Annotated in this window: 11 protein-coding genes and 1 tRNA gene; 6 read left to right on the top strand and 6 right to left on the bottom strand. The window is 69.2% G+C overall.

Annotated elements, in window-relative coordinates:
- Positions 1-80 precede the first annotated feature (80 nt).
- The 3 genes from ahcY to ACFYPG_RS08440 are packed head-to-tail and all read left to right on the top strand — an operon-like array spanning position 81 to position 3497.
- The gene (gene ahcY, locus ACFYPG_RS08450; protein ID WP_387351125.1) at positions 81-1526 is read left to right on the top strand and encodes an adenosylhomocysteinase; all 1446 of its coding nucleotides are present in this window, start codon (positions 81-83) and stop codon (positions 1524-1526) included.
- A 13-nt stretch (positions 1527-1539) separates the two neighbouring features.
- A complete protein-coding gene (locus ACFYPG_RS08445; RefSeq protein ID WP_355005068.1) occupies positions 1540-2517 on the top strand; it encodes a carbohydrate kinase family protein in 978 nt (325 codons plus the stop codon).
- A gap of 56 nt (positions 2518-2573) precedes the next feature.
- Positions 2574-3497, top strand: coding sequence for a hypothetical protein (locus ACFYPG_RS08440; RefSeq protein WP_387351123.1), 924 nt, complete (start codon positions 2574-2576; stop codon positions 3495-3497).
- Between the two features lie 24 nt (positions 3498-3521).
- Here ACFYPG_RS08440 and ACFYPG_RS08435 read toward each other — a convergent pair whose 3' ends face one another.
- The 5 genes from ACFYPG_RS08435 to ACFYPG_RS08415 all read right to left on the bottom strand — a co-directional run bounded on the left by ACFYPG_RS08435 (position 3522) and on the right by ACFYPG_RS08415 (position 9926).
- Positions 3522-4568, bottom strand: a complete 1047-nt coding sequence (locus ACFYPG_RS08435) for an NlpC/P60 family protein (RefSeq protein ID WP_355005070.1) — start codon at positions 4566-4568, stop codon at positions 3522-3524.
- 25 nt (positions 4569-4593) lie between these two features.
- Complete coding sequence (locus tag ACFYPG_RS08430; protein ID WP_355005071.1) at positions 4594-5079, bottom strand: poly-gamma-glutamate biosynthesis protein PgsC/CapC; 486 nt, start codon at positions 5077-5079, stop codon at positions 4594-4596.
- Positions 5076-6353, bottom strand: a complete 1278-nt coding sequence (gene pgsB, locus ACFYPG_RS08425) for a poly-gamma-glutamate synthase PgsB (protein WP_355005072.1) — start codon at positions 6351-6353, stop codon at positions 5076-5078. Before pgsB ends, ACFYPG_RS08430 begins: the two co-directional genes overlap by 4 nt.
- 2 nt (positions 6354-6355) lie before the next feature.
- Positions 6356-8560, bottom strand: coding sequence for a HAMP domain-containing protein (locus ACFYPG_RS08420; RefSeq protein ID WP_387351120.1), 2205 nt, complete (start codon positions 8558-8560; stop codon positions 6356-6358).
- A gap of 154 nt (positions 8561-8714) precedes the next feature.
- The gene (locus tag ACFYPG_RS08415) at positions 8715-9926 is read right to left on the bottom strand and encodes a CapA family protein (RefSeq protein ID WP_387351118.1); all 1212 of its coding nucleotides are present in this window, start codon (positions 9924-9926) and stop codon (positions 8715-8717) included.
- Between the two features lie 217 nt (positions 9927-10143).
- Here ACFYPG_RS08415 and ACFYPG_RS08410 point away from each other — a divergent pair, with 217 nt between their 5' ends.
- Entirely contained in the window at positions 10144-11514 is a 1371-nt protein-coding gene (locus tag ACFYPG_RS08410; RefSeq protein ID WP_387351116.1) for a glycoside hydrolase family 6 protein, read from the top strand.
- Positions 11515-11625: 111 nt separating this feature from the next.
- On the opposite strand, the gene ACFYPG_RS08405 is transcribed toward ACFYPG_RS08410, so the two are convergent.
- Positions 11626-12858 (bottom strand): MFS transporter, encoded by a 1233-nt coding sequence (locus ACFYPG_RS08405; RefSeq protein ID WP_387351113.1) that lies wholly within the window; start codon positions 12856-12858, stop codon positions 11626-11628.
- 203 nt (positions 12859-13061) lie between these two features.
- Between ACFYPG_RS08405 and ACFYPG_RS08400 the strand changes: the two genes are divergently transcribed.
- Together ACFYPG_RS08400 and ACFYPG_RS08395 are read left to right on the top strand one after the other, a co-directional pair.
- On the top strand, positions 13062-13712 hold the full coding sequence (locus ACFYPG_RS08400) for a CGNR zinc finger domain-containing protein (RefSeq protein WP_387351112.1): 651 nt from the start codon (positions 13062-13064) through the stop codon (positions 13710-13712).
- A gap of 189 nt (positions 13713-13901) precedes the next feature.
- Positions 13902-13974, top strand: a tRNA-Arg gene (locus ACFYPG_RS08395).
- Positions 13975-14044: the final 70 nt, after the last annotated feature.

Genomic DNA, 14044 nt, shown 5'->3' with positions numbered 1-14044 from the left:
CTGTCGCGTCTTCCGACCGAGCAAGTGCGCGGTTGAACCGAACTCCATCGGTTCTCGACACTGGTGGGGGAGGTGCGGACATGACTGGTGACTTCAGCGATTTCAAGGTGGCGGATCTGTCGCTGGCAGCCTTCGGGCGTAAGGAGATCGAGCTGGCCGAGCACGAGATGCCGGGTCTGATGTCGATCCGGAGGGAGTTCGCCTCGCGGCAACCGTTGAAGGGCGCTCGGATCACCGGCTCGCTGCACATGACAATCCAGACGGCCGTGTTGATCGAGACGTTGGTGGCGCTCGGCGCTCGGGTCAGGTGGGCGTCCTGCAACATCTTCTCCACCCAGGACCACGCGGCGGCGGCGATCGTGGTCGGCCCGACCGGCACCCCGGACGCCCCGGCGGGTGTCCCGGTCTACGCCTGGAAGGGCGAATCCCTCGACGAGTACTGGTGGTGCACCCAGCAGGCGCTGCTCTGGCCGGACGGTCAGGGCCCGAACATGATCCTCGACGACGGTGGTGACGCCACGCTGCTGGTGCACAAGGGCGCCGAGTTCGAGGCGATCGGCGCGGTCCCGTCGCCGGAGAGCGCGGACTCCGAGGAGTACGAGGTCATTCTCGGTGTGTTGACGCGGTCGTTGCGCGAGGACAACCGCCGCTGGACGCGGGTCGCGGCCGGGATCAGGGGGGTGACCGAGGAGACCACCACGGGCGTGCACCGGCTGTACGAGATGCAGCAGGCAGGGAGCCTGCTCTTCCCGGCGATCAACGTGAACGACTCGGTGACCAAGAGCAAGTTCGACAACAAGTACGGCTGCCGGCACTCGCTGATCGACGGGATCAACCGGGCCACCGATGTGCTGATCGGCGGGAAGGTCGCCGTGGTGTTCGGTTACGGCGACGTCGGCAAGGGCTGCGCCGAGAGTCTGCGTGGTCAGGGTGCACGGGTCATCGTGACCGAGGTGGATCCGATCTGCGCCCTCCAGGCGGCGATGGACGGCTACCAGGTCGCGACCATCGACGACGTGGTCGAGACCGCTGACATCTTCGTGACCGCGACGGGCTGCCTCAGCGTGATCACCAACGAGCACATGGCGCGGATGAAGCACCAGGCGATCGTGGGAAACATCGGCCACTTCGACAACGAGATCGACATGGCAGGTCTCGCGAAACGCGACGATGTCGAGCGGATCACCGTGAAGCCGCAGGTGGATGAGTGGCGCTTCGCCGACGGCCACTCGATCATCGTGCTGTCCGAGGGCCGGCTGTTGAACCTGGGCAACGCCACCGGTCATCCGAGCTTCGTGATGTCGAACAGCTTCGCCAACCAGACCATCGCGCAGATCGAGCTGTTCGCCAGGACCGACCAGTACCCGATCAGTGTCCACACCCTTCCCAAGCACCTGGACGAGAAGGTGGCCCGACTCCACCTCTCCGCGCTGGGTGTCCGCCTCACCGAACTGACGAAGGAGCAAGCCAGCTACCTCGGCGTCCCGGTCGAAGGGCCCTACAAGCCCGACCACTACCGCTACTGAGAGGGCCCTCCGCATGATCGCCGTGTCCGGCTCGATCGCGACCGACCATCTGATGCGCTTTCCGGGGCGGTTCGCCGAGCAACTCGTCGCCGGCAGCCTCGACACCGTCTCGCTCTCGTTCCTCGTCGACGACCTGGTCGTCCGGCGCGGCGGGGTCGCCGCCAACATCGCCTTCGGGCTCGCCCAACTCGGGCACCGGCCGGTGCTGCTCGGCGCGGTCGGCGGTGACTTCGGCGACTACCGCAGCTGGCTGGAGCGGCACGGGGTCGACTGCTCGGAGGTGCAGGTCAGCTCCGTCGCCCACACCGCCCGGTTCATCTGCACCACCGACACCGACCTCTGCCAGATCGCCTCGTTCTATCCCGGCGCGATGGGCGAGCCCGACCGGATCAGCCTCGACGGTGTCGCCGAGCGCGCCGGAGGGCTCGGGCTCGTCATCGTCGCCGCGGAGAACCCGGACACGATGCTCGCCCGCGCCGCGGCCTGCCGTCGGCTGGGCCTGCCCTTCGCCGCCGACCCGTCACAGCAGTTGGCCCGGATGCCGTCGGCCGACATCGAGGCGATGATCGACGGCGCTGGCTACCTGTTGACGAACGAGTACGAGGCGGCGCTGCTGGAGTCGAAGACCGGGCTCAGCGAAGACGACATCCTGCGCCGCGTGGGTGTGCGGGTCGTGACGCTGGGCGCCAACGGGGTACGGATCACCGGGCGGGACGGCGACGTCCTGGTGCCGGCGGCCCGGGTGGGCGACATCGTCGACCCGACAGGCGTCGGCGACGGCTTCCGGGCCGGCTTCTTCGCCGCGCTCGCCGCGGACCTGCCCATCGAGCGGGCGGCGCAGGTCGGCTGTGTTCTGGCGGCGCACGTGTTGGAGGTCGAGGGTCCACAGGAATACACGATCGACGCGGACGCTTTCGAGCGCCGCCTCGTCGAGTCCTACGGCCCCGATGTGGCGGTGGATGTGCGCGCGCTCGGGCTGGCCCGGGTCTGACCGGGCCAGCGGGCCGAGCCGGAAGGCATCCGGGGATGATCGGATAGCCTGCACGGGTGCGTACACCGCTTCCGGCCGCGGGTTCAACTCGCCGCGGGCTGATCGCCGCGGCGACGCTGGCCCTGCTCGTTTCGGGGGCGTGCGCCGACGCCAAGCCGACATCCGAGCAGCAGCGAGGGCCCGATCCCGAGGTGCTGATCGATGAGCTGACCGCCGGCCTCTCCCGGGACAACCCCTACCGTGACCCGGACACGGAGGAGCGGGCGACGGCCCGGCGGGCAGCGCGGTCGCTGGTCACCGAGCCGAATGCCGCCAACGACCTGGATCAGGTCTTCGGCGACCTCGGCTTCCGGGCTCATCATGGGACGGACCCGGTCACCGACCGGCCGTTCGACCTCTACCTCGCCGATGGGTCGGACGATCGTTCCTGGGGTGCCGTGCTGGTGGACCGGGGCACCGCGCCGCGTACGGTGATCGAGGTGCCGCACCCCGGCTTCGACATCAACACGGAGAAGCTGGGCCTGGCCGTCCACCGGAAGACGCCGGGAAGCGTGCTGCTCGTCGCCGGGGCACACCGGCAGGCCGCCGACAGCGACGCGGACGTCGCCCACAACGACCGCTCGCTGTTCCACACCCTGGCGACCGAGTTCGCCAGGAACGACCTCGACCAGATCCAACTGCACGGCTTCGCCGACCGGAACCTGCCCACGTCCGACGCGGTGGTGTCGACGGGGTCGGCTCCGGTGACCCCGGTGGCCCGCCGGATCGCGGACGGCCTCTCCGGGGCCGGGCTGAACACCTGTCGGGCGTGGGTGCGGAAGTGCGGCCAGCTTGAGGGTAAGACCAACCAGCAGGGCCGGGCCGCGGCGGAGCTGGAAGCGGTCTTCGTCCACCTGGAGCTGAGCTGGTCGGTCCGGCGGGACGCCGAGGCCCGTGGCCGTGTCGCGGAAGTGCTCGCGGCGCAGCTCGCCGTGGCCTGACCCGTTGCAGGGTCGCCGTCGAGGTCAGATCCGGCGGGCCGTCCGCCAGCGCAGGGCCCAGTAGCCGGTGCCGTCCAGGATGGACTCGCCACCCAGGTCACCCATGGTCGGGCCGTTCGCGGTGGTACGGCTAGAGATGAACCTGTGGTGTCCCCGGTCGTCGACGCCGAGGTACATGCCGGAGTGCTCGATGTTCGCGCCCTGCACCGGCCCGGCGTTGAAGAACAGGAGATCGCCGGGGAGCAGCCGATCCAGCTCCCGGGCCCGCTTACCGGTGTTCGGCATCAGCAGGGCCCCTGGTCCCACCGAGGCCATCGCGGTCGCCCGCCGGGGCAGGCCGGGGCCGGCGTTGTTCGTGCCGAGGAGCGGGTAGCCCATCCGGTAGCCGTAGACCATGCGCAGGAAGCCCGAGCAGTCCAGGCTGCGGATGTGCGACGCCGTCGGCTTCTCCTTCTTGTCGGGGAACTCCCACGACACACCGAGGTAGTCGTAGAAGTCGGAGTTCTCCGCGCGACCGTCCGGGTCGATGTCCGACAGAGGCCCGAAGGCGGCGTCCCCGGAGTACTGCCGGCCTTTCGCGTCCTTCTTCGGCACGGCGACGTAGGTGTACTCCCGGGCCACCGCCAGCACGTCGGGCGAGCGGTCGGTACGGGCCTTTCGGAACCAGTCGGTGAACCACTTCTCCTTCTCGGCACCCGCCCGCCACTCCCGTGGTGCCAGTCGTACCCAGAGCTCGGCGGGGACCTTGGCCTTGGTGAACCGCGACTCGGCGAACGTCCGCTTCGGGCCGCTGATGTGCACAGTGCGGGCACCGTCGGTCATGATCGCGACGGTCCTGCCCTTGGCGTCGACCATCTGTGTCCGGTTCGGCGCGGTCAACCGTCGGTAGCTGTAGCCGGAGCCGCTGGTCACGGCCGCCTGCGCGGCCTGCGCGCCGAGGCTCAGCTCGATCGGATCCGCCGCGCTGTGCCGGGCGATGACGTAGGCGAAGGTGCTGCCGCCGCTCAGCAGAGCGAAGGCGGCGACGGTCATCAGCATGGCGCGGCTGCGGGAGTAAGTCCGGTAGTTCATGCCTGTCCCTCGTCGGTGTGGGGCCTCAGGTGACCGGCACGAAGCCGGCCACGACGCCGCTGAACGCCACCCCGTAGGTGATGACGGTGACCATGACGGTGGCCAGCACTGTCGCCTTCGGCGGCTGGCGTACGAGCTGGTAGGCGATCAGCCCCGGTGCCACGAAGCCCAGGGTCTGGTGTGCGAAGAGCAGCGGCAGGTCCCGTTGGACGATCACGAACAGAGTCATCTGGAGGAGGACGCTGAGCAGGACGATCGCGGCGAAGAGGCGCTTGCCGTAGAGGATCACCATGCGCTGCATCAGCCGGGTGAGGGCGTAGGTGACGACGGTCATGACCACGATCACCGCAGCCTGGAGCGGGTCCTCGATCAGCGCGAGCGCGATCCAGCCCGGCGTGATCATCCCGCCTGGCGAGAGGTTCGTGGTCAGATAACAGAGCAGCGCGAAGACCAGGCCGATGCCGAGGCACGCGGTGGCCAGCTGGGCGCTTAGTTCTCCTCCGAATGTCACCGGTAGGTCCTTCCCAGGAACACGGTCTCGCCGTCCACGGCGGAAGCGCGCGCGGTCGGCGGACGGAGCATCGATTCGGCACGACTGTGGTCCTGCGGTTCCCAGCTCGGCAGGGCGGCCAGCTCGTGCAGCAGCACCTCACCCTGCCCGTGGATGTTCCCGACGGCGACGATGGAGGCATCCTCCGCCGTCACCGCCATGACCTCGCTGATCAGCCGTTCCGACGGGAGCTTGCCGCCCAGGTCGACCACCCGGCTCTGCAACTCGGCGGGAACGTTGACCTTGGCGCTGCGGGTCATCTCACCGATCAGCACGATGCACTGCGGCTGTACCCGGCCGGCGAGCGTACCCATCTGGCCGTTCCGTTCCACCCGGTCCGGTCGACAGTTGATGACCATGGTCAACGGCTTGCTGATGAGCCGTTGCTTCTCCAGTTGCTCGATGTTCATGTACGTCGACTCCGGGTCGTTGGCGGCGAAGATGTTGGCGAAGCGGACGCGCTTGTCGCCGTACAGAACCCGGGCCACGGAGAGCACTCCCGGGTCGGGTGGGGCCGACCACATGCCGGTGAGCGCGCTGTGCCTGTCGACGCCGAGTTGTTCGGCAACGGCGAGTGCGATGGCCACGTTCTCCTTGAAGGTGATCCAGCCGAAGCCGGACATCTCCTGGTCGGTCACCGACTCGGGGTCGACCGCGATCAGTCGGCAGTTCCGTTTGGCTGCCTCCTTCTCCAGGATCGCCAGTCGGTCCTTCTCCGCGGTGATGCAGATGCCGTCCTCGGGCATCGAGCGGCTCAGCGACCGGGCCACGTCGTCGAGGGTCGGCCCCATCTCGGCGAGGTGATCCTCGCGGACGTTGCAGAGCACCCCGATGGTGGATCTGATGAGCTTGCTCTGGTTGATCTCCTGCAACGCCGGCATGACAGCCATGCACTCGATGACGAGCGAATCCGGGTGGTAGACGGCGGCCCGCCGGACGATGCCGATCTGCTCGACCACGTTGGCGATCCCGAACTTGCGGTGCACCGGCTCCTCGCTGGCATCCGGGAAGATGAACCTCGCGGCGGTGCCGGTGGTCTTGGCCACCACCACCTTGCCGCCGCCGCGCAACGCGCCCGCGCAGAGTCGTGTGATCGAACTCTTGCCACGGATCCCGTTGACGAGCACCCGGTGCGGGATGGTGTCGAGGTTGCGGTTGTGGTTCCGCTGCTCGATCACGCCGGCCACCAGGAGGGCGAGGCAGCAGAGGCTGTAGACGGTGTAGAGGTAGAACATGCTCAGCCTTTCGTCGCCCGGTTGCGAGTCCCCGCCGCGTGCCGTACGCGGGCGAGGACACTGGTCCGGTCGGCTCCCGCGCCGCGTAGCCGCAGCGCACCACCGAACCGGGCGGACCCGGTGTGTCGGACCTGGCGACAGATCTCCAGGCACATCGCGATCGCACCGATGTCGTCGTGGCGCTGCGGCGGGACGGGCAGATCCACGGTCCCGTCGGCCATCCGCTCGGCGAAGGAGCTCAACCTCCGCAGCGGCCGGACGAAGATGTAGAGCTGCCACAGGTGGGTGAGAAGGGCGATGCCCACCACGGCCCCGGCCACAAGCAGGGTCCACCGCCGCTCCACCATCGTGGGCAGGCGCAACGCGGCGACGTCCTGCTCCAGCACGACCGCCCACTCAAGGTGGGCGACTGTCGTCGGCACGGTCAGACCGGAGGCGGCGACCATCGCCGGGGTACCGTCCTCGGTGGTCGACCGGCCAACAGTGCTGCCTGGCAGCACCTCGACGGCGACGCTTCGGGCCAACTCGCCCTGTAGCGGCTGGAACGCCTGGAAGCCCTCCGAATCCAGGATCGTCCGCAGCTCGGCGTCGACGACCCGGACGCGGCCATCCACCCGACGGACCAGCCCGAGCAGGCGGTCCGGGTCGAACTCACCGACCACAGCGAAGCCGTCGGAGCGCTGGTTGAAGGCGTACACGAGCGGCAACCGTTCGGCTGTGTCGTCGAGATGGATGCCGACCTCGCCTGGCAGCGGCGCGACGGTCCGCAGCGGTTCCCGGCCCGCGCCGGCCACCATCTTTCCGTCGTGGTCGACCAGGTACAAGGCCCGCAGCCGCTGCTCGGCGGCGAGTTCCCGGTCGAGGGTCCGGTCCGCCTGCCCGAGGTCCTTCGAGGTGATCCCCTGCGAGACCCGGGAGACGGTGGTCAGGCCGTCATCCAGCAGGTGCCCGAGGGCGTTGCTGGCCTCCTCTGCCCGGCTCTCCGCATCCCGCACCAACTGCACGGGAATCGTCGGATCGGTAGCCTGCAACGCGACCACCGTGGCCGCCGCCGGCCAGAGCATGGCGACCACCACGGCGACGGTCAGACCCTGGAGGACGGTTGGCCGCCACCGCTGGTCCGGCGGGTACTGGTCGCCGGAGGCCAGGGCCAACGCCCGCGTGATCCGGTGCGCCTCGCGGATGCGCATCGGCGGACGGCGCCGGGTCATCACGCCGCAGGCGTCGGCCTTGGCCTGGTTCAGCAGCGCCCGGACCGGCCGGACCAGCGACATGCGCATGAGTACGAAGCTGAGCAGTGTCACGAGCAGCAGGCTGAGCCCGAGCAGCACCCCCTTGGTGCCCGAGGTTCCCGCGCTCAGGTCCGCCGCGAGCAGGGAGACGACCACGAGCCCGGTCTCACCCACCGGCGCGGACGACACCACGAGCCTGCGGTCCGTCCACTCCTTGACCACCACCTCGCGGCTCTGGGGCGAGTCGGACCCGGCCAGGCCGGCGAAGACGGTCGGCAGGTGCACGGCGTCGACCGCACTGGCCCCCTGCATCAGGCTGCTCTTGCCGTCGGGCCCGATCATGTGAACGCCATGTCCCGCGTCGGGGTTGAGTCGCAGGTTTCGCATGGTGACCTGCTGGAGTGCGAGTACCGCCCGGGTGTCGTCCAGCGCGACGGCATAGACCAGCACCGGGCCATCAGCCGTGGTGGCGGCGATCGTCCTGTCGACTTCCAGCACCGGCGGCAGGAGGTCGAGCGGTAGCGCCGCGCCCTTGGCGGCGAGAGGTCGCCGGGAGGCGGTTTCCACGATCACCGCGCCGGTGAAGCCGGCGCCCTCCCCGACCAGGCGGGTCAGCAGATCGGCGTCGCTAGTGGTGCCCCGGTCCTGCACGGTCCGGCTGAGGTTGGTCGCCCGGTTGCGGGCCTCGGTCTGCATGCTCGACGCCAGTTTGGACACGACGTCACGCTGGGAGTCGACGATGGCTGGGAGCACCCCACGCTCGGCGCTGACCGCGAACCCGAGGATCGCCATGGCGACCACGAACATCGTGGTCCAGAGATAGACGAGTGAGGGTGCGCTCGTGCCGGCGGGAAAGGACGCGGCCGGCAACTGCTGGTCGAGCGCCCGTCGCCTCCAGGCCAGCAACTGTTCATGATCGTCTGCGGGCCCAGCCGTCGACTGCCATGGCGCGTACTGCGCCGACCTGCCTGACACGAAACGACAACCTTCCCCGTCGAGCTACTTCCTGGACCGCTGCCTGTCCAGCTCGTCAGCCAGGCGACGGCCGCTGGCCGCCGCGAATGCTAGCAAGGTGTGCCACCACGAGATCTGTGACGATTTCGCCTTTGTGTCGGCTCAGTTGCGGCTGTTACTTACGCGGCACTCCGCGTACCACCAGGCCTGCGGTGTCGGCGGCCCTGGTTAAGAGGTTGCCTTCGATCCGCTCGACCGCGGCCTCGTAGATCCGGCGGCGCCCTGGGGAGAGGGCCGGATCCGCCAACGCCCGCTCAAGATCGACCAGACGGATGTCCGGATTCAGATCAACGAAGGTGGGGATCGCCTCGATGGCCACCACCTTCCACCTCTTCGTCTCGCCGGCCGGACCGAACGTCACCCGGGTCATCGCGCCGTCACGGTTGGCGTTCACCGGCTCGGCGTGCCGGGCGATCTGGTTGCCCATCCCGTAGACGATCCAGGTGTCGCCGATCCGCTCCACCGGCTGGACGACGTGTGCGTGATGCCCGAAGACGACGTTCACGTCGTCGATGGCGGCGATCTGACGGGCCCAGGTCTGCTGGTCGACGTCAGGTTCGTGCTCGTACTCGGTGCCCCAGTGCAGGCTGACCACCACGATCTCCGCGCCCGCCTCCCGGGCCGCCGCCGCGTCCCGCCGAATGGCCTTCACGTCGATGAGGTTCGCCACCCACTCCTTGTCGGCGGGCGGGCGCAGACCGTTGAAGCTCTTGGTGAAGCTGATGTGCCCGACCTTCACGCCCTTGGCCCGATAGATCTTGACGGTGCGGGACTCACGCTCGGTCCGGTAGCTGCCGGTGTGCCCAAGATCCGACTTGTCCAACGCGTCGAGGGTCCGCTTGACGCCGTCGTACCCCTGGTCGATCGTGTGGTTCGAGGCGGTGGAGCAACCGTCGTACCCGGTGCTCTTGATGCCCTTGACCACCTCCTGCGGCACGTTGAACTTCGGGAAGCCGATGTAGGGGCCTCCCGGCGGTGCCAGCGGGGTCTCCAGGTGGCACAGGGCCAGATCCGCGCTGGAAACGGTCTCCCGCACCGGCGCCAGCATGGGGGCGAAGTCGAACTCACCGCCACCGTCGCGCCGAGCCTGGTCCCACAGTTCGGGGTGCAGCAGGATGTCCCCCGCGCCGAGCACGGACACCGTCCGTCCGGCCGCCTTCACCGGGGCCCCCAAGGGGCGGGGCGGGTCTGCCGGCGCGGGAGATTCAACGGACCAGGGTCCGAGGACATAGATCGCCCCGACCCCGACCGCCAGTGCGATCACGCAACTGAGGATCGCCCGTAGCGTGCCGGAGAACCCGCCGCTCACCTGAGAATTGCTCGCCACCGCGACAGGCTAGTACGCCTTGTCCGCCGCCCGCTGACGGGTTGGTCCGCTGTCCCCCGGTCGATCAGCGACCTCGACAGTCGGAGAAGCCGGCGGTCTCGTCTCGCAGACCCTGAGCGAGCATGCCCGCGCACCTTGGCAGCGGCACGCGCCTCAGCTACCGTGGGAACGCTCCCATGAACTTAGATACATCTATGTGATCTGGAGGCAACACGTCGTGGCTATCCTCTCCTCGCTCCGCCGCAGATCGGCGGCTTTCAGCGTGGCGGCCGTCGCGGGCGCCACCGCCGTCGGCGTCTGCCTCGCCGTCAGCAGCGCCTCCGCCGGCACGCTGTCCGGGTCGCTCTACCGTGACCCGAGTTCGGCCGTCGTCCGCTGGGTCGCCGCCAACCCGGGCGACTCGCGTACGGCCGTCATCCGGGACAAGGTCGCGAGTCAGCCGCAGGCGCGCTGGTTCGCCAACTTCAACCCCTCGACCGTGCAGTCCGAGGTCTCCGGGTTCATCGGTGCCGCCAACGCGGCGCAGCAGATCCCGGTCCTGGCCGTCTACGAGATCACCAACCGGGACTGCGGCGGTGCCAGCGCCGGTGGGGCGCCCGACCTTAACCAGTACCAGACGTGGGTGTCGAACTTCGCCAGGGGACTGGGCAACCAGACCGTCATCATCATCCTGGAAACCGACTCGCTCGCTCTGCTGACGTGCCTGAGCAGCGCCGAGATCAACGCGCGCAACGCGGCGATCTCGACGGCCACCCGGACCATCAAGTCGGGCAACCCCAACGCCAAGGTGTACCTCGACGGCGGCCACTCCACCTGGAACAGCGCTGGTGAGACGGCCAACCGGCTTCGGGCAGCCGGCGTGCAGTACGCCGACGGCTTCTTCACCAACGTCTCGAACTACAACTCCACCTCCAACGAGGCGAACTTCGGTCGGGGGGTCATCTCCGCTCTCAACGGCATGGGGATCTCGGGCAAGCGCCAGGTCATCGACACCAGCCGTAACGGGGGTGCCAGCGGGGACTGGTGCGGCGACGACAACACCGACCGGCGCATCGGGCAGTACCCGACGACCAACACCGGCGACGGCAACATCGACGCGTACCTGTGGGTGAAGCCGCCGGGGGAGGCGGACGGCTGCCGCTTCACGGCCGGCTCGTTCCAGCCCGAACTGGCCTTCAGCCTGGCCAACGGCGCGCCCAACCCGCCCACCACCACCCCGCCGACGACCCCTCCGACGACGCCGCCGACCACCCCGCCGACGACTCCGCCGACGACTCCGCCGACCACGCCGCCGGCCGGTGACGGCTGCTACGCGTCGATCGCGGTCAACCAGTGGGCTGGCGGTTTCACCGCGAGCGTGACGGTCACCGCCGGCAAGTCGGACATCAACGGCTGGACCGTGACCGTCGCGCTGCCCAACGGCTCTGTCACCAGCGCCTGGAACGCGCAGGTCAGCGGCACCAGCGGATCCGTAGGGTTCACCAACGTGAGCTACAACGGACGTGTCCTCGGCCGGCAGTCGACCAACTTCGGCTTCCAGGGCACCGGCACCGGCCCGGGTGTGTCGGCCGACTGCGTGACCAACTGACAGCAGTCGATGCGGCGGCCCGGCGCGGAGGACCACTCTCCGGGCCGGGCCGTTCCTCGCCACCCCGGGTCGCGCTCGCGCCCCCCGTCGCCTTCGGGGACGCCGCGCCAGCTAGGTCCGCACGCTGGTGGCCGGTGGCTTCTCGGCATCCCGAACACGGGTCGGTCGCACCGACCAACTGCTGTGGTTCCTCCCGCTCCTGCGGGACATCTCGTGGCCGGCGAGCAACGCGATCGCCACGGCTGTCAGCAGGCCACCGAACAAGGGGATGACGCGCACCCCGGCCGTCGCCAGCAGACCCGCGCCGATCAACGAGCCGGCCGCGAGGCCGAAGTTGAACGCGACGCTGAGGCTGGCCGACGCCATGTCGGTGGTCGACGGGGCCACCTGCATGACGCGGTGCTGGATTCCCGCGATCAGCGAACTGAACGACATCCCCGCCACGGCGAGCAACGGGATCGTCAACACCTTGCTCGCGCCAGCTCCGTAAAGACCGAGCATCGCCGCGGTGAGAAGCCCGAGTAGAACCAGCACGACGCCAAGCGGAAACCGGTCGAGGACCCGACCGACCGCACAGGTCCCGGCGACGCCGAACGAGCCCTGGACGAAGAGCAGCAGGCCGAGAGATGCTGCGGCGAACCCGCTGACGTCGAGGAGGAAGACCGTCATGTAGGTGAACGCGCCCATGGCGCCGGTCACCGCGAGGACGGTGGCGAAGAGGAGTACGACGAAGCGTGCTCGGTCCGGCATCGGCCCGATGTCGCCGGCACTCTGTTGCGGTGCGACGCTCGGCAGGAGCAGGGCGACCGCGACGCAGGTGACGAAGCCGAAGACGGCCATCGCGACGAAGGCGGCCCGCCACCCGGCCTGCCCGCCCAGCCAGGTGCTCAGCGGTACGCCGAGGACCGGGCCGAGGGCGTTACCGATCGACAGCCGAGCCACGATGCGGCCGCGGATGTTCGCGGGGAACATCGAGATCGCCACCGGAAACACCACAGCCCAGAAGACACCGTTCGTGGTGGCTGACACCAGTCGCGCGGCGAGCAACACCTCGTAGGAGGTCGCGAAGGCCGACACCGTCGTCGCCGCGGCGAACACACCGAGGGCGCCGGCGAGCAGTGGACGCCGGGGCACCCGCCGAGTGACCCGGGTCAGCGGGAGCGCCACGATCATGACCACCACGGCGTACCCGGTCACCAGCAGGCCGGCCTCGGACCTGGAGCGTCCCAGGTCCGGGGCGATCAGCGTGAGCAACCCGATCGGAAGCACCTCGGTGGTGACGTAACAGAAGGTGGCGGCGGACAACGCGGCGAGGGCGTAGACCGCGCGTCGTTGGGGCGCCATTGGCTACCTCCCAGATCCCGAACGTCAATGGATGTTCCCGGCTAACTAGATTTTGACGGTAGCATAGACGAGTAGGCATCCCTCGTTGTTCGGCCGTAAGGCGTTGTCCTTGTGTCGGTGTGCGGGGCCAAGCGTGGTGCGCCAGCTCTTGAACTGGACAGGCGTGAACCGCCGTCGACGCTTTTGCTGGTAGCCTCGCTGCTATGCCACTCGACGTGTGCCAGCTACCGATGGTCGGGGGGCACCCCGTGCTGGATCTGGTCAACACACTGGAGCGCGGCGGCACGTCGCCGCACGACTTCCTGTCCGACAGTTCCGCCCTGCTGCGTTGGTCGGTCCAGGTGGGCCTGATCAGCGACGCGGAGGCCGACCAGGTTGGCCGCGCCTGGGGCGACGAGCCGGCGGCGGCGCACGCGGGCCTGGCCGCCGTGCGGGACATCCGCGAAGGGCTGTATCTCGTGATGCTCGCGGCGATCACCGGCGCGGACGACGACGCGGCGGGCGACCCCGTCGCGGCCGGTGCCGCGCTGGTCGGGCTTCACCAGCGCTGGTCCGGCGCGGCCGCTCGAGCGAGATTCGTGCTCGACTCGTCGCAGGTACGGCTGGTCTACGGCACGGTGCCGGCCATGTTGGTGCCCGACCGGATCGCCGAGGCCGCCCTGGACCTCATGGTGGCGGCCGACCTGACCCGGGTGCGCCGCTGCCCGGTGCTCGAAGGCGGCTGCGGCTGGCTGTTCCTCGATCGGACCCGTAACGGTTCCCGCCGCTGGTGTCGCATGGCCGACTGCGGCAACGCGGTGAAGGCGCGACGGCTCACCGAACGCCGCCGCGCCGCCCGGCCCGCCAGTCCGTAGCCGGTCGACGGTGATGAACGTGGTGAGTCTCCGACGGCAGCGGACGGCTGCCGCCCTCATCTCGGTCCGCCTGGCGTCCCGCCGGGGGTGGCCCTGTGCTGGGACAAGAGGCGTCCGGGTGGCGGGGTGAACGCAGGCCGCTCCCTGCCACCTCCGTTGGACGCCCGGGTCGCTAGACTGAGCGCTCGCGCCCCCGTAGCTCAGGGGATAGAGCATCGGTTTCCTAAACCGTGTGTCGCAGGTTCGAATCCTGCCGGGGGCACCTCGAAGATCAGCAAGAACGCCATCTGACCAGCGGGGCACGTTCCCGCGTCGATCGGCCGGTCGCCCTC

It is taken from the genome of Micromonospora sp. NPDC005553 (genome assembly GCF_042871765.1).
Lineage (GTDB): Bacteria > Actinomycetota > Actinomycetes > Mycobacteriales > Micromonosporaceae > Micromonospora.
This window is presented reverse-complemented; position numbering and strand designations above follow the sequence as displayed.

Excerpts from the sequence above, each read along its gene's own strand:
- ahcY (WP_387351125.1), top strand. The coding sequence starts at position 81 with ATGACTGGTGACTTCAGCGATTTCAAGGTGGCGGATCTGTCGCTGGCA.
- ACFYPG_RS08445 (WP_355005068.1), top strand. The coding sequence starts at position 1,540 with ATGATCGCCGTGTCCGGCTCGATCGCGACCGACCATCTGATGCGCTTT.
- ACFYPG_RS08435 (WP_355005070.1), bottom strand. The coding sequence starts at position 4,568 with ATGAACTACCGGACTTACTCCCGCAGCCGCGCCATGCTGATGACCGTC.
- pgsB (WP_355005072.1), bottom strand. The coding sequence starts at position 6,353 with ATGTTCTACCTCTACACCGTCTACAGCCTCTGCTGCCTCGCCCTCCTG.
- ACFYPG_RS08405 (WP_387351113.1), bottom strand. The coding sequence starts at position 12,858 with ATGGCGCCCCAACGACGCGCGGTCTACGCCCTCGCCGCGTTGTCCGCC.
- ACFYPG_RS08400 (WP_387351112.1), top strand. The coding sequence starts at position 13,062 with ATGCCACTCGACGTGTGCCAGCTACCGATGGTCGGGGGGCACCCCGTG.